The organism is Curtobacterium oceanosedimentum (assembly GCF_020297365.1).
Taxonomy (GTDB): Bacteria; Actinomycetota; Actinomycetes; order Actinomycetales; family Microbacteriaceae; genus Curtobacterium.
Map to the genome: position 1 here is coordinate 1 of NZ_JAIXIG010000019.1, position 17,388 is coordinate 17,388.

A 17,388-nucleotide genomic window follows, 5' to 3' on the forward strand; every position below is an offset into this window, starting at 1 on the left:
GGGATCGAGTTCGTGCAGGTAATGGTGTTCTCGGAGTACCGGTCGTTCGACAAGCTCGAGCAGCTGCGGCATGCGGTGGAGATTGGGACGTTGACGCCGCGGGTTGCGGAGGTGATGCCGGCTGCGCGGGTTGTGGAGGCGCATGAACGGTTGGAGGCCGGGGGGACGCGGGGGCGGTTTGTGCTGACGTGGTGAGCGGCGGTCACGGTGGCGAGGAACTTGCTGGGTCAGAGTGTCGGGGTGTGTCTGTCACTGGTTCTCGATACATTGAGGTGAGAAGTCCAGTAGGAAGGTCCACTGTGCCCACCATCAGACAAAATTTCAGATTCGTGGACTTGTTCGCTGGGCTCGGTGGGTTTCATGTAGCCCTGAGCGCACTTGGCGGGACCGTCGTCTTCGCGGCCGAATGGGAAGCCCGATTGAATCAGCTTTACGAAACGAACTTCGGTATTCGTCCGTGGGCTGACGTCAACGATTTGGATCCTACTGCTGTTCCTGACCATGAGATCCTCACCGCAGGATTCCCGTGCCAGCCCTTCTCGAAAGCGGGTGAGCAACTAGGTTTCGCGCACACACTGCAGGGGCAACTCTTTTTCAAAGTCAGGGATATTCTTCGGGCAAAGATGCCCTCGATGTTCATCCTTGAGAACGTCCCCAATATCCTTCGGCATCAAAAAGGCGAAACCCTTCGCACGATGCTTAGTGAACTCCGGGGTCTCGGCTACGACGTCGCGATAACGAGGCTCTCGCCGCATCAGTTCGGAATTCCTCAAGTACGTGACCGAGCTTACATAGTAGGCTCGAGGAGCGGCCTCTCGGGCTTCGCTTGGCCCGCTGCCGAATCTGGCACTACTGACATCCGATCGGTGCTCTCGAGTGAGAGCGTTCCCACTAGACCAGTGCCAGCACAAACTCTTCGAGCCATCGATATCTGGGGAGATTTCTTGAAGTCCGCTCCAGTGGACGTGAAGTTGCCCTCATTCCCCATATGGGCAATGGAATTTGGCGCCACCTACCCCTACGAGACAGAGACTCCTGCAGCACTTCTCGCGGAACTGGGCTCGGAAGCCCTAAACGCACACAAAGGATCGTTCGGCAGGTCGCTTAAGGGTCTGGGTGACAGCGAGGTTTTAAAGGCGTTGCCGAGTCATGGCCGTCGTCTGGAGTACGAGTTTCCATCCTGGAAACGAAGCTTCATACGGCAAAATCGAGACTTCTATGCGGCTAACTCGCAGTGGATTGATCCGTGGTTGAAGCGGTCGCGGATTGATCAGCTACCATCCAGCTTTCAAAAGTTCGAGTGGAACGCGCAAGGTGGAAGGCGTGACATCGAGGAGTATGTAATTCAGGCGAGAGCCTCGGGCATCCGTGTGAAGCGGACAACAACCGCGCCTAGCCTTATCGCGATGACCACTTCCCAGGTGCCGATCATTGGGTGGGAAAAGCGGTACATGACGCCTATAGAGTGCGCGAAACTACAGAGCCTCGGGGGAATTGAACTTCCGGAACTCGATTTACATGCCTACAAGGCGCTCGGTAACGCAGTGAACGCGCGAGTGGTGCAGCGTATCGCCGAACAACTCATCGATTGCACTCTCGGCCTCGGCGATGAGGGCGAGCGATTGGATGAGGAATCGCTTGAGATCGCGGCCTAGCTGTTATGTCCAGGGTCCTCGTGTCGTTGAGCACTCGCTGACGCGCTGATCGAGGAAGTGTCTTGGTGGTGGAGTGGGGACCGGCTAGGAATCGCTTCACCTCTTATCCGGCCCTCCTTTCCCGTGCTAGTGCAGCACTGAAACGTAAACGGGTTTTTCACTCAGTCGCCCAAGCTTCTCTCCAGGTAGATCCCTGGGCGCGAACCCTCGCCAGCGACCGAGAATTACATTTTCGAGAGATGGCGTCGATCGAGTCCGAATGTACGGCTGATGTCACTTCGGATCAAAGTGCGCTGAGTAGCCCCCTCAGGGGTTGACTCATGAGAGGAAATGTGACCATCGAGCAAATACGGCAAGTTGCTTTCATCGGGTCAGATCGAACATCTGATTCAGTAGACCCGTGTTTATTCGGCGGTCAGTCGCAATACGCTAACGGTCTGCTAAATCTCTGCAGCAAGCATGACCGAACGCAGCTTCGCAATCCGTTGCTCGATCCACGTGGGATCGATGCTGCTGGAGCTGCCTCTTCGAATCAACTCGATGATTCGGATGCGATCGAGAACTAGGACAACCGACGACAACTGATCCCATTCCGGTCCCTGGCGCCTAACTGTCCCAGGGAGACAAAGTGCGCGCAGGGGATCCACGTCCATAGCAAGCCAACTGGCCCACAGCCGTGAGTCGATGTCAGAAGTTTTGGTGAACGTCTCCTTCTGGATCGTGGCCTGTGCCAGCAAGATTGGGAACCCCGATCTGCCGTCCCTGAAGGGACGCCACGCCACCACATCGACGCCACCGTCCTTGCGTCGAGGTGGCCGGTAGCCAACACCGACGCGCAAGCCCACTATGTCAGCTAGCCAACGTACGGCTTGGCTGAATTCTTGAGGGCGTCCCTCTTTCGAAGGATATCCGAAAAGGAGTGCTTGGCCGCCTTTGCCCCAGAAGTTCGACAGCCCATCGCGAACTAGTTCCTCAAACCTTGACGCAGTGTCTGATAGTTCGTCGGCGGGAGCGATCTGCCGCCAAGGAGAGCCTGGACTCATGAACAAGAGAGTCAGGTACGGAACACGGCTGGACGTGCGAATGCTGCTCACCGATACCGCGTTCACCCCGAAGGGATAGTCGTCTCCAAGCACCTTCGCTCGGTTCTGCATAACCGCCAATGCACTTGATACCGTTGCTTCGCCGGCGTTCAACTCTGCACGAGCGAGGAAATTGAGACGGTCAATCCCGAGGGTCTTGGGAGTCGCAACCACAAGCGAAGTCTCGATCCAATCGGCTAACTCCTCTACACTAGAAAACTCCATCTATTTGATCGAGTCCGCGGCGGAGTCTAAAGCAACCTCGGTTAAGGAGGATCGCATTCCCTCGACGAGCGATTCTAGGTCACTTACAATGGACTGTACCTCGGCTAGGTCTCCGTGTTCAGCGATATCGTTACTAGCGCTATCCAGCGCATTTTTCGCGGTCGTTAGGCGCTTGAGCAGGCTCGTAAGCGGATCGAGCCCCGCAGCACTCACCTTTTGCTTGGCTTCTTCCAAAGTATCGCCCTGGCGGAGCGCTGCTAATCCAATATCGTTGGCGATCACTGACCCAAGATGCGTAATTTGTCGAGAATCTGAGATAACGGCCTCGGAATCCTCGTCGCCAAAGATCCAGCTAATCACTTCTTCGAGTTCTTCGACTCTGTCCGCCGGAATCGGCTCGGTGTCGGGTTCCATCCGAGAGCCCAAAGGTGCTCCGAGATGGTCTCGAATTTTTGTGTTGCCGAGCGCCACGGTCAAGAGGGAGAAAGCTCGCTCTACTTGCACGGTTTCCAGTCCAATAGACGAGGCTTGGGCCAGAACAGCTTGGTCCCGATAGAGATTGGCGGCGGTGCTCTTTGTGACACCAATCAGGTCAGCAACTTCTTGTACGGTACGTCCCTCAGCAACACGCGCGGCGATATATTTCGCCTGCATGTATGGACGCCAGGCAAGTTTGCCCACGACATGAACGCGTGCGATCTCCGCGTGTGTGGTCTCTCGGCTCGCATGGATAACTACCGGGACTTCCATGTCCAGCGAAATCGTACGCCGGCTCGAGAGTATTTCCCAGCGCTCCGGATCCGTGAAGTTTGTTCGTACTGATGCGTCAGCCAGCCCGAGCAGTGCGGTGAGGCGCCGGTTGCCCTCCGCGACGAGCCACGTGCCTTCTTCATCGGGATTCGGTAAAACGATAAGGGGTTCCGCAGCGAAGTAGCCAAGCTCTGCGATCGATTGCGCTACCGCGAAAGCGTCGAAACCCATCTCTAGAAGGACCGCTAGTTCAGCCGTTGCCTCTGCCCGCATGCTTTCCGGGATTCGAGGGTTTTCAGGATCAAGGCGCAGGCTGCGCAGGGCAATAGATGCCGGGCGCCCCGCACTCGGAGGGAGAGTACTAGACATTTGAAGCCTTTCTTTGAATCGTTCCGCTTCCGAGGTAAAGAGCCAGAGAAAGCAACTCGACTGAAGCGGGGTCATTTCGTCGGACGTTCCTGTGTACCTGAAGCAAAATCTGGCCCGGATTCTCCTCGAGATTCATCACGTTTCGATCGCCGGGGTAGAAGTCTCCATTGGGTTGCGGCCTCAGGTCCCTACCCTGGAAGAGGTTCACAAAGCCAATGTCGTCTTCCCACTTGCGGACTCGAGGGGAATCCGCGTCGTCCATGAGCATGATGGTGGCTCGCCCGTAGGTGCTGAAACGGCGTTCAAGAGCATCCATGAATTCATCTTGAAGCCAGCCTGGACTAAATGCGCCTCGCCTCCAGGCTGTGAGCATTTCTTGGAGTGGAAGGATGGATGTCACCGTGAGCGTTCGGAACTGACGCCGGCCGTGTGTGAGTAGTGGAGCGTCCGCGAGACCCAGTTGTCGGATCAGAGCCCAGTTGAGGCCGGTGTCCCCCGACTCAGTCGAAGGTCGTCGAAGGACGTGCCAACCAAGTGGATGTGAAACCAAGGCCTCGATCACACTAGCGCGAGTAGGAATCATGCCGTCCGGAAGCAGCAGTCCGATCTCTCGCGCCCAGGTTCGGACGGATCCGCCGTCCTCGACATGATCTCGTAGGCGCGCTCGCAAATCTTCTTCTGTATGCACAATCTCGGTCAGGGATCGAACGGTCTTCTTGCTTGCGAAGAATTGGCAGTACGGGAGTAGGTCCCCACGGTAACCGAATGCTCTGGCGCGTTGTTCTAGCGTGTCGACCTGCTTGCTAGCGGGGCGGTTCATATACGTCACTGTCAGACCCTCAACGGTGAAACCGCGATCCAACTTGTTCCCACCCACCAAAATATGAATGGGTGCTACGGTCCAGTCAACGCGATTTACGTCCGCGGCGCTATTCACCAGCCAGGTTGTCGCTTCGCGAAGGACGAATCGCAACTGCTTTACAAAGTCGGCGTCTGATGAGTCGGTCGCGCCGTTCCGAACTAGACGAGTTCTTTCCTCGCGCACTAGTTCCGGGAACTGCGCTTCGTCACCCGTCTCGACTGAAGCCCGCCACTTCGTCAACTGACGGCGAAGGAGAAACTCGTAGCGAGCTTGGACATCATTCCGTGCCGTGGAATGAACTAGCATACTCACGGGCGGAGCGGTTGGGTCCGCCAACATTAGGAGGGCAGCTCCAGCCAGGAATGCGGCCAAGGCTTTGGTTAGGCTCAATTGAAGCTGGATCGGTAGATTCCGCGACGCTTGCTCATCGAGTAGTGGGACGTCTCTAACCACGGTCGCTGCGTTGTCGAGGAAGAATTCTTTGCCCCCTGTGTAGCCGCGTCCTGGTGCGAGAAATTCGACCGCCCTCGGGCTTAGCATGTCGGTTGTGTCTAGTAGGAGGGGGGCATATGGTGTCGCTGTGTACTGAACGTAAAGGTGTTTCGGGAGGGAACGACGCAATTCTTTAATTGCTGCGTAAGTTCTACTCTCACTCGTGTCGCTGGTATTCAACGATGCTTGATCTGCCTCATCGTCGATGATGAGAACGGGAATGGTGTCGGGAAGGCTCTCTAGCTGTTTCGCAACCGAACGAATGCGGCCAGCATGCTTCAACACAGGGATGAAACAGACCCGGCCACGTGTGACGAAGTCGCGGATCCTCTTGCCGCTCGCTGTTGTAGACGGGTTGGGCTCGGTTACCCACACATAGTCGCTTCGAGTGCCGATGCCGAGCGCAGATTCTAGTCTCGCACGATTTTGATCAAGCAATATGTTGGTTGAGCCCAGCAGTGCGACGATTACTTGGTAGCCGCGGTCGGCCGCGGCCGCGGCGAGGGCTGTGATTGAGGTTGTCTTGCCGGACTGCACATAGCCAAGGGCTAGGACTGTGGACTGATTGTCGCCATCTATTGGTCCGTGATTAAGGATCGAGGTTGTCGAGTCCCAGACGCGTTTCCTCGCTTCGGAGTTGAGAGCCGTTGCAAGTTCTACGTCAAGGCGCTTAACTTCTCCCATTTGGTAGTCCGTCCATTTCGAGAGCTCTAGTCTTTACGATGGTCCAAGTGCCCAGCCGATTTCTTATTGTTGAGAAGGACGGTGCCTCTGGATGTTCTGATCTCCTCCATTGGGTGTAGCCGTGAACTGAATTTGGATAGTTTCCATCCCAAAGGTAGCGGCTCACATACGCCAACAAGTCGTGATCTGTCCATTCGGATTGGTAGTCTTCTCTGGCCGGTGCGCCATGCTCGACGCCTGCTGCCTCACATGCTGTTGCCCAAAAGCGAAATCGTTGGCTTATCCTAGGTAGCGAGGGTCCGTTAATCTGTCCGATTGCTTGTAATTCAGCATAAGCCTTCGCTGTCAGAGGGAATTCATATAAGGCTGCGTCCTGAATCGCCGAGATGATGTCGTGATCCGACCAGGCTTGAGTGCGGTTCCTGGGTGGATGGAGGCGAAGGTGGTTCAGGTCCTTGGGCCAGCACGCTGCAACCTCATCGACCTGGACATCAATCAACAATGAGATGTCCTCGGCGGTCGCGGGTCCGTACTGTTCGAGCGCGATTCGTATTTCCCGCTGAACGGAATCGGCTTTGGATTGGCGGGCTGCGAGTTGGGCTCTCCTGGCATCTTGGCGAGTCGGCCCATTTGCACCTTTCAGTATCTGCCGGATTCGCTCCCGGGAGATTCCGAATCTACTACCGATTGCCGCAAGGGTATCGCCGCGCCGCCTAGCTTCGATGATCGCGAGCATACGCTCCTCGCTATCATTCTTCGCTGGTTCTATCATTCGGCTCCATAGTCTGGGTAATAGTCACCCGCACACGACCGAAGGTTGCAGAGCGTACGCAGGAACATCTCCCTTGGGGAGTGTTTCCTAGTCCTCATTCACGAACGCCTCTAGAATAGTGAGGAGGCGGCGTGCCTGGGTGCGATCAAACTGGAGCGTCTGACTGGGCTTCGGGCCTGACTGACGATGGTCCGATCCATACGTCGTGAGTTGAATCAGCCCAGCAGTGGGGACCACGAATATGGCTAGGTCGACTTCTGAAGGATGCCTCTGCGGGGCCGTTCCTTCCTCACGTATCCGGCGTACGACCGCCATAGCTCCCCCTTGAGGTGATTTCCTCGCCTGACTGTGTGTGCGCGGTGCTTGTGCGCGGATCGCGTCGGAGTTGGGCGACAAAGCAACGTCCGAGGCTTCGGCCTACGCTACTGGCACACACCCCCGCACGGGTAGTTGTGGTGCCGACCCGCTTTTGGGGGAGGTGTGGTCTCGGCCAGTGTGTTCGTTCGGACAACCGCGCGCGTGTGCTGTGCCGCGGCGTGGGCAAACGGATCATCCCCGCGGCTGTAGCGTGCCCGGTATCTGTGTGCTTCTGTCGCTCAGCGGGGCCCATGACAGTCGAAGTGCTGGGACGTTATGCCGACCTAACGGACTCAGCCGCGGCAGGATCTGCGGAGCACAAGGGAGAGGCAGAAAGCGGCCGCCTCTGGAACTGGAGCCGCAAGCAACCCCACGACGGCGGCGCGATCTTCGTCTGTCGGGTCGCGCAGCGTAATCGCCGCCTCCACGCAGAATCGCCCTGCCGACGACAATTGCGCGGTGACCGACCCGCAGGCCTCGGCTGCCCACCGACCTCGGGCAGCGGCAGCCCGGTGAAGCGCTCCCGCGAGTGCTCCAGCCTGATCATGGCGGCGGCGTCGGGGCGGTCTCGGTCGGGGCCGCCAACGCCTCGATGACCGCCGGGTGCACGCCCGGGGCAGCGGGGCCGTCGAGCATGGCAGGCACTCCCGGACGAACGACCTCAACCTCGACCACGAGCGATCTGTCAGCGCCGGATCCCCGACGTACACATCGTCCACGCCGGCATCTACGAGCGCCACAGCCTGGAACAACGGCGGCATGGTCCGGTGCTCCTCGACGGTCGGCAGCCCCTCGCCGAGCGGCTCACGCCGCACGGAGTCCCCAGCGATGAACGCCCCGACCCGCCAGCCGAAGGACCGGGCGACAGCGACGGACGAAGCCACCGAGGTCAGCGCAACCCCGGTCCACTCCCGCGGGTAGAAGTTGTGGATCAGCTCGACGTCCAGGTCAGCGAACGGCGCAAGGTCGGCGGCCCGCAGCGTGCTCGCGTTGAGGGCGATCGGCAGGACGGCAGCGATCGAGAGGATTTCGGGGACCGAGAACCCGAAGTCGATCCGGACCCGAGCCACTCCGATCGACCGCAGGAACTCCCAGGGCGAATCCCCGAGCAGTCGTGCGGTGTTGGGGGAGAACTCGACGACGACCGACAGCCTCGAGGACGCAGCAGCCGACACGATCGCGGTCGCAGCGGCGCGGGCGCCCGACGGAGAGTCCTCCGGGATGTGCAACGAGGTGAACGCGAGCGTCGCACCCGCGGCCGCGGCGCCTCGAAGGTCGGACCAGCCAGCGGACCGTGCGCCAGGTACGCGCTCGCGCCCAACCGCATCAGCGCGCAGCTCCCACGGAGTCAGCCGGCGTGACCTGCAGGTCGAGCGGGGCGTCCGGAGCGACGGGGTCGCCGGACGGGGAAGCCGACTGCGCCTCGAGGTCGGCCCGCACCGAGTCGGACACCCCGAAGAGCAGCGTCGCCACGAAGCCGACGACGTACGCCACCACCAGCCCCGATCCGTACCCGAGCAATGCCCACCCGTACCCGGACGAGCCGTTCAGCAGCGGGATCAGCGACAGGTCCGAGGCGCCGATGGCGATCGCCCCGACGGAGTGCCTGAGCTGGTCGAACAGACCGACGACACCGCCTCCGAACGCGCCACCGATGCACGCGGTGATGAACGGCCGCCCGAGGGGGAGCGTCACTCCGTAGATGAGGGGCTCGCCGACTCCGAGGAATCCGGCCGGCGCACCGCGGATGGTCCGCACCAGCGAGGCGTTCGACCGGAACCGCACCCACAGCGCGATGCACGCACCGATCTGGCCGGCGCCACCCATCGCCAGCACGGGCAGCAGCACGGTCCACCCGGTCTGGTCGATCAGCGTGGTGTGGATGGGGATGAGCCCCTGTGCATACCGGTCATGACGAGCGGCAGGAAGAAGCCTCCGAGGACGAACCCGGCGAACGCGCCACCGTTGGCGAGGAGCCACGTGGCAGCGGTCCCGATCGCGACAGAGACGACGCCGGCGACGGACATCAGGATCCCGAGCGTGATCGACCCGGCGACCAGGACGGTCACGGTCGGCACGACGATGAGCGCGATGACGTCCGGAGTCATGCGCCGCATGAACCGCTCGACGTAGGCGGCGAGGATGCCGCCGGCCATGGCCCCGAGCATACCGCCCTGCCCGGGAGCGAGGGTCTCGCCGAACACGGTGACGTTCGCGACGCCGGCCGCGAAGATGATGCCGCCGACCGCGCCGCCGAGGATGGGTGTGTCGCCGAACTCCATCGCGACTCGGTTCTCATCGGCACTGCCATCCCGACGAACACGGCGAGCAGGGACAGGAAGCCGGATGACAGCACGCCGAGGAACAGCGTCACCCCGGGCCCCCACCGGAGTTCGTCAGGATGCCGTTGATCCCGGCGATCAGCCCGCAGGCGATCAGTGCGGGGATGAGCGGGATGAAGATCGCGGAGATCTTCCGGATCGCGCGCATGGTTCGGCCGTCGGAAGGAGCCCGCGCGGCCGCCTTGATCTCGGCACCGCGAGCAGCGAGCTCTTCAGGTGAGGACCCACCAGCCGCCGCCGACGGGGCGGACGCGCGCAGGGCCTTCAGGCCGTCGGCCACGCGATCGACGAGACCCGGGCCGAGCACGATCTGCAGGTTCGAGCCGGCCGCGATGGTGGCCATGACGCCGTCGGTGGCCTTGAGGTCTTCAAGCGCGACGGAGGAGTCGGACACGACCTCGACCCGCAGGCGGGTCATGCAGTTCTCGACGTCGGCGATGTTCGCGGAGCCACCGACGGAGTCGAGGATCTGCTGGGCGAGTTGCTGTGCATCGGGCATTGCTGTGCTCCTCGGGGGAAGGAATCGAGCGGAAGGAAAGCGGAGAAAGGGGAACGGGGTCTACAGCACGGCGCGCAACGAACCGGAAGCAGCGACGAGGCGCTCACGGGCCGAAGCAGCCGAGGCGCCGGTCAGGATCACGGCGATGGCGGTCTTCACCTCGCCGTCCGAGGCATCCAGCGCCGCCTGGACCTCGGCCGACGAAGCGCCGGTGACGTCCTGCACCAGCGAGAACGCCCGCGCGACGAGCTTCGCGTTTGTCGCCCGCACGTCGACCATCCGGTTGCCGTACGTCTTGTGGCTGCGCACCATCGCGAGCGTGGTGAGCATGTTCAGCACGAGCTTCTGCGCGGTGCCCGCCTTCAGGCGGGTGGACCCGGCGATGAACTCGGGACCGACGACGACGTCGATGGCGATGTCCGCCTCCCGCCCCGCGGCAGAGTCGGCGTTGCACGCGACGGAGACCGACAGGGCGGACCTGCGCCGCGCCTCCAGGATGGCTGCGATCACGTACGGCGTCCTGCCGGACGCGCTGATCCCGACGACCACGTCGTCGGCCGTCAGGCCGAGCGCGGCGAGGTCGCGGACGGCGGCTTCCCCGTCGTCCTCGGCGCCCTCGACCGCGGTGGTGAGCGCGACCTGTCCGCCGGCGATCAGGCCGACCACCTGCGAGGGGTCGGTGCCGAAGGTGGGCGGGCACTCGCTGGCGTCGAGGACGCCGAGCCGGCCCGGCGTGCCGGCACTGACGGAGATCAGGCGGCCGCCGCGCGAGAACGCTGCGGCGATCGAGTCGGCGGCGAGGGCGATGGCCGGGAGGCACGGCTCGATTGCTGCGGGCTCGCTGCGGTCGAGCGTCATGCGCTGGGCAACGGGTGGAGACGAGGTCGATGCCGTCCAAGGACGAGTCGGTGACCGCACACGGCCGGGCCGCGCGTTCTTAGCTACCGGATCCTGCCGTGCCGCTGCTGCACGCCGAGAGCAATGACAGCAGTGAGGACGATCGGGAGCGCGAAGGCCCACGATCCGGGATCGGTGCTCGTCGTGACCACGCCTGCCCATGCGGCTGGGTTGCCCGGAGTCCCGCGGCCGAACAGCGCCGCGACGAACAGGTACACCACGCCGGGCACGGACTGGTATCGATCGCCGAACACGACGCGGCTGGCGATCACGAGTCCGCAGAACGCGATCGAGTTCCGCACGGTGGCGATCGAGAGCTCGGGAGCAACGCCGAGCGCCGAACCGATAGCAGCGATCAGACCGACCAGCGCGAGCACGGTCAGGACGGCGGCCAGCTCGAGCAGATCGGTCCGTCGAACCGGGGCGGGGAACGGCGAGCGGCTGATCGAAGCGCCCGTCGCGATGGAGATCACGAGTGGGACGACCGCTGCGACGGGGATCATCGCGAACGGTGTGCCACCACCGAACGACGGGAAGAGCATGCCGATCGGCCCGACGGCGATGGAGAAGACGGTGAGGGTGACCGTGAGACCGAGCAGCGCCAGGGTCCGGTGTACCCGCAGCCACCAGGTCATGCGGACGGCACCGGTATGTGACCGACCGAGCAGTCGGTCAGTCGCTCGATCGTCGCGGTGACCCACGCAGCTTGTGCCGGAAGTGGCGCACGGCGAAGCTCGCTGAAGACGGAGGGGTCGTCCATTTGAAGGGCAGATGCCACTTCGTCTGCGGCAACGATGCCGTTCGAGGCGGCGTCGATGAGCCACCGGTTGGCGACCGCAGCGTCGTTGAACCGCTCGGCGTCGTCCTGCTCGGTGCCGCAGGAGGCCACCTCGGCATCCCCGAGTACCGAAGTCGTGAGGCTGTGCACGAGGTCGGCCTTCGTCATGCGGACCTGGACGATCAGGTTCAGGGTCGCTGGCGTCGAGGGTGCGTTGCTCGCACGGACGGTCGGTTGGGCCGCGATGCCGGACCGCGTGAGGTTCCCCACGGCCTTCCGGATGACGGCGTCCGAGCGGCTTTGCTCGCGTTGCTCCGGGAAGAGGCAGATGGTCGGTCGATCGCCGCTGCAGATCGCCTGCGACTGCGGACGATCGACGACCGGCGTCGGGCCGAGTCCCGCGCTGGCGATCAAGCTCACTGCGGTGACGACGGCGAAGGAACCGGTACCGATCTGGACGCCGAGCCGGCGCAATCGACCACCGCTCGCGGAACGAGCAACCGCGAGCATCAGCAGGCTGCACCCGGCGAGCACGCTGAACGCCGTCGCGATGATCGGTGCTCGGTCGTCCAGGGACGTCTCGACGGAGCAGCAGTCCGAGATCACGAGCCCGGCCAGGTAGCGGAGTGGGAAGTAGTCCACCGACCAGGTGAAGCCGAGCCAGCTGTACGAGGCGAGCAGGCTCAAGGGGAGGGACGCCACCGGCGGCAGCCAGCGTCCGAGCGTGAACCCCACGCAGGTGTGGAAGAAGAGGATGCTCACGAACGTCAGACCGACGAGCGCTGACGGCCCGCCGGGAGCGCCCCAGGTGTTGCGACTCATGAGCACGATCGCGACGAGCTGCAGCAGCACGCCGGCGGTGAGGGGCGTCCACAGGTGGTCGATGACGATCGCCGCACTCGATCTGCTGCTGCTCTCGATCGCAGCCGTGGCAGCCCGGTACCGCCGTCCTTCCCATGCGCCGGCGGTTGCAGCTGCTGCGCACGAGAAAGCAAGGAAGATCGCAGACCCCGCGAAGGCTGCGGGCCAGTACCCGGACACGGCCGTCTCGGACGCGAACTGCACGCTGTAGGCGGCGATGCCGAACAGCCCCGGTACGAGGAGCCACACCGACGCTCGGCTCCGCCACGGGATGAGTGGCCGCATCAGTCGTCCTCGCTCGTGAAACGGGCGTACGAAGCCGTGACGGCGGCCGCGGGGGACAGGGTCGCGAACGGCTCGGTGAAGGTGTGGACCGGACCGGCGAACGGGACCTTGCCGTCCACCAGGACGGTCACGTGGTCGTACGTTGTTGCGACGTCCTCGGTCTGATGAGTCGACACGACCACCGAGACGTCGGGCGGCAGGTGCTGGACGACCTGCGCGAATCGAGCGCGCTGAGCTGGATCAAGGCCCGCAGTTGGTTCGTCCAAGAGGATCCACTGCGCACCCGACACCAGCGCGCCAGCGACACCGAGACGGCGGACCTGGCCGCCTGAGAGCGTGCTCGCTCGCACATCTGACCGGCTCGCGAGATCGACAGCGGCGAGTGCAGTCCTCGCGCGATCCCACGCGTCCCGGCGAGTGAGTCCCTTGAGCCACCCGCAGTAGGCGACGTGTTCCCGAGCAGTCAGCCCGGGGAAGGCGGCGCTGCGCTGCGGCAACCATGCGACTCCCTGGCGGTACCGCTTCCGGTTGCCACGATCACCCGCGCCACCGATTCCTTCGACGGTGATCGTGCCGGAGCGCGGCCGAAGAGTATCGGCGATGAGGCCGAGGAGGGTCGACTTGCCCGCTCCGTTCGGCCCGAGCAGGACGCTGGCGCCGCGTGGGAACGTGGTCGTCAGCTCGGACAGAACTCGATTGTCGCGGCGGTAGCCGAAGGTGACTCCGTTGATGGTGATGGTCACTTGCGCCCCCGAAACCTTGTACTGGTGTTTCACCGTACAGTAGCGTGCAAACGGCTCGGACATTCCGGGCCAGCAGATCAAGGGGGAGCAACATGATCCAGTTCAGTCGTCGCGTCGCCGCCGTCGTGTCCGGAGGGGTCGTTCTCGCCTCCGTGTTCGCGGCCGCACCGGCGTTCGCCGAGGGGTCGTGGACGTCGAAGCTCACGGGAGTCGCGATCGGCAAGAGTTCGAGGAGCTGGCAGGACTCGCACACCGACAGGGTGCGGACCGCGACGACCTTCGCGGGTTGCCGGATCTCTGGGAAGGACTCCGGCTTCCGGTCGGCAACCGTTCGTCTCTACGACGAGCGTGGTTGGCTGCCGGACAAGAGCATGGGGTCGAAGGTGAACAAGTGCGGGCGCAGTGATTGGGGCGTGATGACTCGGCCTGATCGGTACCACTGGACGATCTCAGAGCTCAACGGATCCTCCTACGATCCGGTGCTGCGGCTCTCGGTGACGACGGTGCGGCAGGCGTACTGAACCAGCCCTCGCGGTTGTCGACACGGACCCTGGTGTCGGCTGACAGCTGAGTTGAGCCGAGGGGAGGCGCACGGGACCGAACCAAGGTGCGTCGCGCCTCCAGACCGACCGCGGTCAGGCGACGCCGCGCCGCGGGCGGAACACGCCCGCGCGGACCAGCCAGACGTAGAGCAGGCAGCCGATGCAGACGTCGAAGGCGGCATTGAGGAACGCGGCGACGAGGGCGACGGCGGCACCGATCGGGGCGGCGTACGGGACGCCGAGCAGAGCGAGGAGCAACGCGACGGCGGTCACGAACAGGCCGACCTGCTGGGCGAAGGTCGGGGGCTCCGGGGCCTCGAGTTCGGTGGGCGGGGCGAGGCGCGGGCGGACGAAGCGGCGGAAGAGCGCGCCGTAGGGGTGGCGTCGGATGCCGGCGATGCCTCCGATGGCGAAGAGCACCACGATGACGGCGAGCAGGACGATGCCGACGGTGTACGTCTCGGGGACGAGGGTGAGGACGATCGTTGCGGCGAGCAGCACCGTGGTGATGGCGGCGCCGAAGCGTGGGGAGCGCGGGTCGATGCCGCGGGCGGGGTCGTTCGTGGTGGTCATCGGGACTCCTGGGGGCCGGTGGCGCGTGTGGTGAGGACGGTGTCGAGGGCTGCGGCGAGCTCGGGCGGGCGGGGTGGCCCGCCGAACCGCGTGTGAATGGAGCGGTCGGCGGCGAGCAGCAGGACCGTCGGGGTCTGCAGGACGTTGAAGCGGGTCGCGAGATCGGGGCGTTCGGTGAGGTCGATCTCGAGTCGGGCGACGCCGTCGTGTCGGGCGGCGAGGGCGTCAAGGTGGCGGCGGGTGCCCGGGCAGCGGGCGCAGGTCGGGGTGGAGAACTGGACGAGGGTGGCGGCGGTGCCGTAGTCGCTCTGCGGTGCGAGGTCGTCGGCACGTGGGCCTTCCGAGCCGGTCCTGCTGCCAGCGGGTACGGCACGGCCGGTGCGGCGGCGCAGGAGCACCCCGAGGACGGTCGCGAGTGCGAGGATCCCCACGAGGACGGCGACGGCGCTTCCGACGGTCATGCGGTGACGGTACGCCCGGTGGGTTAGGAATCGGCGAACGTGACCGGATGTGACGCGATCGCATCAGGGCTGCTGCGGCCCCGGCGGGCGATGGAGGCCCAGCGATCGAGCTCGTGTTCGACGCGGTCGGCAACGGAGACAGCGTCGTCGTGTTCCCACGACCGGATGACGCGCCAGCCCTCTGCGGTGAGGATTGCCTGGTTGCGGACGTCACGCTGGCGGTTGGCGAGGAGCTTCCGTCGCCACAGCTCGGCATTCGCCTTCGGCAGGTGCGTGTGCTCCTCGCAGAGGTGCCAGAAGCAACCGTCGATGAAGACCGCGATCCGGGCTCGGGGAAAGACGAGGTCCGGACGGACGCGGCAGCGACGGCTCACCTGTCGGTCGACGAAGAACCGGCGGCCGCGGCGGTGCAGCTCGCGCCGCACGGCGAGTTCCGGTGCGGTGTCACGTCGGCTGAACCGTGCCATGTGCAGCCGTCGCGCGTCGTCGGCAACCCAGGTCTCCATGTCACGACCATGCCGAGACACCGGTCGATGACGGCCGGGCGGCCCCGGGGGTGGTGGACTCCGTCGGCTCGGTCGTCGCCTGTGGAGGAAGATCCCGCGGTGGTGCTCGCGCTCGCCTGCTGCTCGTCAGACCGTGACGTCGCGAGCCGCGGCGGGACCGGCCTAATCGGGGATGCCGAGCCGCTCGCACTCCGCCCACTGTTCGGGTCGGCGCTCAGCGATCCACTTGGTGAACTCCTCGTACCCGCGGTAGATCGTGAAGACCATGAACTGCTTCTTCCTGCGGTCGTTCCACGCGGTGAGGCTGATGAACGTCGGCCCGCCGTTCGACTGGGACCCGTACCGCAGCGTGTGGATGTCGTCCACCTCACGACGACGGAGACGGCCGAATCCGGACTTCACGTCGTAGTGCCGGTCGTACACGTCGATCCGGCCGGCGGCGAGTGCCCGTCCGAGCAGCCACATCGCCGCGCCGAGGCCGGCGAGGAAGCCGAACGCGGTGCTGTCGGCGCCCGGGGCGAACACCTGCTGCAGGACGATGCCGGGAACGCCGATGACGACCCCAGCCGCGCCGACGACGGTGAAGATCGCTCCCGGGAACCTCGGCCGCCGCACCACGAACAGCGGTGCCTCGTGCTCCTTCGTCGCGGTCCCGCCCCATGTGTTGATGCTGTCGCTCATCGTTCCCCCTCCGTCGGATACCGTACCGAACGGACGTCGCCCTTCCTCGGCCAGGACGGTGGAGGCGTCGGAGTGCGGCGCGGCTCAGCGTCAGAGTCAGAGCGAGCGTCAGCGCTCGCTGGATGCCGCGAGGTAGCGGCGGGCGCCTCGGATGTTCCGCCGGAACGAGATGCTGAAGCCGACGCACGCGACGATGATGGCGGCGACGAAGATGCGGCTGAAGCCGGCGCTCCAGGCATCGTCGCGGAGCAGGTTCAGGAGCTGTGGGCCCCCGATCCCGGCGAACAGCAACAGGGTTTGGGCGAGGGTGACCGGCAGGGTCGTGGATGCGACTCGCGCCGACTCGCGGGCCGGGAGCGCGAGATCGGAGTCCCGCGGTTCGATCGGGCGCCCCGAGTAGACGGCGCGGAGGATCGTGCGACGTTCGCGCTGGTTGAACGTCCGCCCTGGGGTCTGCATTTCGCGCCCGAGTCGAAAGGTCGTGGGCAGCAGGGAGAAGGCGCCGCCCAGTCCGCCGATGCTCAAGCCCATGCCGAGACTGGCAAGGATCCGTGTGGACAGCGGATCGCCGGTGGTCAGGAGCACGCCGGCGAGTGCGCCGATCACGAACCCGACGGTCGCGATCACGATGGTCCGGCGCCGCGCTCGACGGACGGTGTCGTCCAGTTCCCTCACGCGGTCCACAGTACGGGGCGCCGGCTCTCCTGACCGTACGATCATGCGCATGACCAGTGACGTGACGCCCGGACGCTACCGCCACTTCAAGGGCAACGACTACCAGGTACTTCTGGTCGCCCGTGACGTCGAGACCGAGGAGCCGGTCGTCGTCTACCAGGCCCTGTACGGCGAGCACGGCCACTGGGTCCGCTCGCTCGCGGACTTCACGGCGCACGTGACCCGCGACGGCTACGACGGCCCGCGCTTCGTGCCGGTCGGCGGCTGACAGCCCGAGCAACCGGTGTCGGCGCCCGC

The 17,388-nt window shown here is 64.1% G+C and carries 21 protein-coding genes; 4 read left to right on the forward strand and 17 right to left on the reverse strand.

The features are described from left to right. The coding region (locus LEL83_RS15955; RefSeq protein WP_263867410.1) for a zinc-binding dehydrogenase at positions 1 to 195 on the forward strand (195 nt) is incomplete at its 5' end. Positions 196 to 299: 104 nt separating this feature from the next. Beyond that, on the forward strand, positions 300 to 1,655 hold the full coding sequence (locus tag LEL83_RS09900) for a DNA cytosine methyltransferase (protein WP_225558675.1): 1,356 nt from the start codon (positions 300 to 302) through the stop codon (positions 1,653 to 1,655). Between the two features lie 440 nt (positions 1,656 to 2,095). Here the strand turns inward: LEL83_RS09900 and LEL83_RS09905 are convergent, their stop codons facing one another. From LEL83_RS09905 to LEL83_RS09960, 12 genes are all read right to left on the reverse strand, one after another. After that, positions 2,096 to 2,962, reverse strand: a complete 867-nt coding sequence (locus LEL83_RS09905; protein WP_225558676.1) for a hypothetical protein — start codon at positions 2,960 to 2,962, stop codon at positions 2,096 to 2,098. Continuing rightward, the gene (locus LEL83_RS09910) at positions 2,963 to 4,081 is read right to left on the reverse strand and encodes a hypothetical protein (RefSeq protein WP_225558677.1); all 1,119 of its coding nucleotides are present in this window, start codon (positions 4,079 to 4,081) and stop codon (positions 2,963 to 2,965) included. It abuts the gene before it with no gap. Next, complete coding sequence (locus LEL83_RS09915) at positions 4,074 to 6,119, reverse strand: Z1 domain-containing protein (RefSeq protein WP_225558678.1); 2,046 nt, start codon at positions 6,117 to 6,119, stop codon at positions 4,074 to 4,076. Before LEL83_RS09915 ends, LEL83_RS09910 begins: the two co-directional genes overlap by 8 nt. Then, on the reverse strand, positions 6,106 to 6,891 hold the full coding sequence (locus LEL83_RS16360) for a sigma factor-like helix-turn-helix DNA-binding protein (RefSeq protein WP_225558679.1): 786 nt from the start codon (positions 6,889 to 6,891) through the stop codon (positions 6,106 to 6,108). The genes LEL83_RS09915 and LEL83_RS16360 overlap by 14 nt, the downstream gene beginning before the upstream one ends. A gap of 650 nt (positions 6,892 to 7,541) precedes the next feature. Then, positions 7,542 to 8,600, reverse strand: a complete 1,059-nt coding sequence (locus LEL83_RS09925; RefSeq protein ID WP_308009905.1) for a MupG family TIM beta-alpha barrel fold protein — start codon at positions 8,598 to 8,600, stop codon at positions 7,542 to 7,544. After that, positions 8,575 to 9,096: a PTS N-acetylmuramic acid transporter subunit IIBC gene (locus LEL83_RS09930; RefSeq protein WP_225558680.1), complete on the reverse strand. Its 522-nt coding sequence runs from the start codon at positions 9,094 to 9,096 to the stop codon at positions 8,575 to 8,577. Before LEL83_RS09930 ends, LEL83_RS09925 begins: the two co-directional genes overlap by 26 nt. 20 nt (positions 9,097 to 9,116) lie before the next feature. Continuing rightward, a complete protein-coding gene (locus LEL83_RS09935; RefSeq protein ID WP_225558681.1) occupies positions 9,117 to 9,530 on the reverse strand; it encodes a PTS transporter subunit EIIC in 414 nt (137 codons plus the stop codon). A gap of 88 nt (positions 9,531 to 9,618) precedes the next feature. Beyond that, positions 9,619 to 10,089, reverse strand: coding sequence for a PTS sugar transporter subunit IIB (locus LEL83_RS09940; RefSeq protein ID WP_225558682.1), 471 nt, complete (start codon positions 10,087 to 10,089; stop codon positions 9,619 to 9,621). A 60-nt stretch (positions 10,090 to 10,149) separates the two neighbouring features. Then, the gene (gene murQ / locus LEL83_RS09945) at positions 10,150 to 10,947 is read right to left on the reverse strand and encodes an N-acetylmuramic acid 6-phosphate etherase (protein WP_225558683.1); all 798 of its coding nucleotides are present in this window, start codon (positions 10,945 to 10,947) and stop codon (positions 10,150 to 10,152) included. A gap of 83 nt (positions 10,948 to 11,030) precedes the next feature. Beyond that, on the reverse strand, positions 11,031 to 11,621 hold the full coding sequence (locus LEL83_RS09950) for a hypothetical protein (protein WP_225558684.1): 591 nt from the start codon (positions 11,619 to 11,621) through the stop codon (positions 11,031 to 11,033). Next, positions 11,618 to 12,910, reverse strand: a complete 1,293-nt coding sequence (locus LEL83_RS09955) for a DUF7224 domain-containing protein (protein ID WP_225558685.1) — start codon at positions 12,908 to 12,910, stop codon at positions 11,618 to 11,620. Before LEL83_RS09955 ends, LEL83_RS09950 begins: the two co-directional genes overlap by 4 nt. Next, on the reverse strand, positions 12,910 to 13,716 hold the full coding sequence (locus LEL83_RS09960) for an ATP-binding cassette domain-containing protein (RefSeq protein ID WP_225558686.1): 807 nt from the start codon (positions 13,714 to 13,716) through the stop codon (positions 12,910 to 12,912). Before LEL83_RS09960 ends, LEL83_RS09955 begins: the two co-directional genes overlap by 1 nt. 29 nt (positions 13,717 to 13,745) lie before the next feature. On the opposite strand from LEL83_RS09960, the gene LEL83_RS09965 reads away from it, so the two are divergent. Beyond that, complete coding sequence (locus LEL83_RS09965; RefSeq protein ID WP_225558687.1) at positions 13,746 to 14,174, forward strand: hypothetical protein; 429 nt, start codon at positions 13,746 to 13,748, stop codon at positions 14,172 to 14,174. A 114-nt stretch (positions 14,175 to 14,288) separates the two neighbouring features. On the opposite strand, the gene LEL83_RS09970 is transcribed toward LEL83_RS09965, so the two are convergent. The 5 genes from LEL83_RS09970 to LEL83_RS09990 all read right to left on the reverse strand — a co-directional run bounded on the left by LEL83_RS09970 (position 14,289) and on the right by LEL83_RS09990 (position 17,022). Next, the gene (locus tag LEL83_RS09970) at positions 14,289 to 14,768 is read right to left on the reverse strand and encodes a DUF4395 domain-containing protein (protein WP_225558688.1); all 480 of its coding nucleotides are present in this window, start codon (positions 14,766 to 14,768) and stop codon (positions 14,289 to 14,291) included. Continuing rightward, a complete protein-coding gene (locus LEL83_RS09975; RefSeq protein ID WP_225558689.1) occupies positions 14,765 to 15,229 on the reverse strand; it encodes a TlpA family protein disulfide reductase in 465 nt (154 codons plus the stop codon). The genes LEL83_RS09970 and LEL83_RS09975 overlap by 4 nt, the downstream gene beginning before the upstream one ends. A 23-nt stretch (positions 15,230 to 15,252) precedes the next feature. Further along, the gene (gene vsr / locus LEL83_RS09980; RefSeq protein WP_225558690.1) at positions 15,253 to 15,735 is read right to left on the reverse strand and encodes a DNA mismatch endonuclease Vsr; all 483 of its coding nucleotides are present in this window, start codon (positions 15,733 to 15,735) and stop codon (positions 15,253 to 15,255) included. 162 nt (positions 15,736 to 15,897) lie between these two features. Continuing rightward, positions 15,898 to 16,416: a hypothetical protein gene (locus LEL83_RS09985; RefSeq protein ID WP_225558691.1), complete on the reverse strand. Its 519-nt coding sequence runs from the start codon at positions 16,414 to 16,416 to the stop codon at positions 15,898 to 15,900. 108 nt (positions 16,417 to 16,524) lie between these two features. Further along, complete coding sequence (locus tag LEL83_RS09990; RefSeq protein ID WP_225558692.1) at positions 16,525 to 17,022, reverse strand: hypothetical protein; 498 nt, start codon at positions 17,020 to 17,022, stop codon at positions 16,525 to 16,527. A gap of 118 nt (positions 17,023 to 17,140) precedes the next feature. On the opposite strand from LEL83_RS09990, the gene LEL83_RS09995 reads away from it, so the two are divergent. Continuing rightward, complete coding sequence (locus tag LEL83_RS09995) at positions 17,141 to 17,359, forward strand: DUF1653 domain-containing protein (RefSeq protein WP_225558693.1); 219 nt, start codon at positions 17,141 to 17,143, stop codon at positions 17,357 to 17,359. Positions 17,360 to 17,388 lie beyond the last annotated feature (29 nt).

Bases quoted from the DNA above. Each gene is read 5' to 3' on its own strand.
- LEL83_RS09910 (WP_225558677.1), bottom strand. From the start codon at position 4,081: ATGTCTAGTACTCTCCCTCCGAGTGCGGGGCGCCCGGCATCTATTGCC.
- LEL83_RS09905 (WP_225558676.1), bottom strand. From the start codon at position 2,962: ATGGAGTTTTCTAGTGTAGAGGAGTTAGCCGATTGGATCGAGACTTCG.
- vsr (WP_225558690.1), bottom strand. From the start codon at position 15,735: ATGGAGACCTGGGTTGCCGACGACGCGCGACGGCTGCACATGGCACGG.
- LEL83_RS09960 (WP_225558686.1), bottom strand. From the start codon at position 13,716: ATGTCCGAGCCGTTTGCACGCTACTGTACGGTGAAACACCAGTACAAG.
- LEL83_RS09975 (WP_225558689.1), bottom strand. From the start codon at position 15,229: ATGACCGTCGGAAGCGCCGTCGCCGTCCTCGTGGGGATCCTCGCACTC.
- LEL83_RS09985 (WP_225558691.1), bottom strand. From the start codon at position 16,416: ATGAGCGACAGCATCAACACATGGGGCGGGACCGCGACGAAGGAGCAC.
- LEL83_RS09995 (WP_225558693.1), top strand. From the start codon at position 17,141: ATGACCAGTGACGTGACGCCCGGACGCTACCGCCACTTCAAGGGCAAC.
- LEL83_RS09915 (WP_225558678.1), bottom strand. From the start codon at position 6,119: ATGGGAGAAGTTAAGCGCCTTGACGTAGAACTTGCAACGGCTCTCAAC.
- LEL83_RS16360 (WP_225558679.1), bottom strand. From the start codon at position 6,891: ATGATAGAACCAGCGAAGAATGATAGCGAGGAGCGTATGCTCGCGATC.
- LEL83_RS09955 (WP_225558685.1), bottom strand. From the start codon at position 12,910: ATGCGGCCACTCATCCCGTGGCGGAGCCGAGCGTCGGTGTGGCTCCTC.
- LEL83_RS09940 (WP_225558682.1), bottom strand. From the start codon at position 10,089: ATGCCCGATGCACAGCAACTCGCCCAGCAGATCCTCGACTCCGTCGGT.
- LEL83_RS09935 (WP_225558681.1), bottom strand. From the start codon at position 9,530: ATGGAGTTCGGCGACACACCCATCCTCGGCGGCGCGGTCGGCGGCATC.
- murQ (WP_225558683.1), bottom strand. From the start codon at position 10,947: ATGACGCTCGACCGCAGCGAGCCCGCAGCAATCGAGCCGTGCCTCCCG.
- LEL83_RS09965 (WP_225558687.1), top strand. From the start codon at position 13,746: ATGATCCAGTTCAGTCGTCGCGTCGCCGCCGTCGTGTCCGGAGGGGTC.
- LEL83_RS09950 (WP_225558684.1), bottom strand. From the start codon at position 11,621: ATGACCTGGTGGCTGCGGGTACACCGGACCCTGGCGCTGCTCGGTCTC.
- LEL83_RS09970 (WP_225558688.1), bottom strand. From the start codon at position 14,768: ATGACCACCACGAACGACCCCGCCCGCGGCATCGACCCGCGCTCCCCA.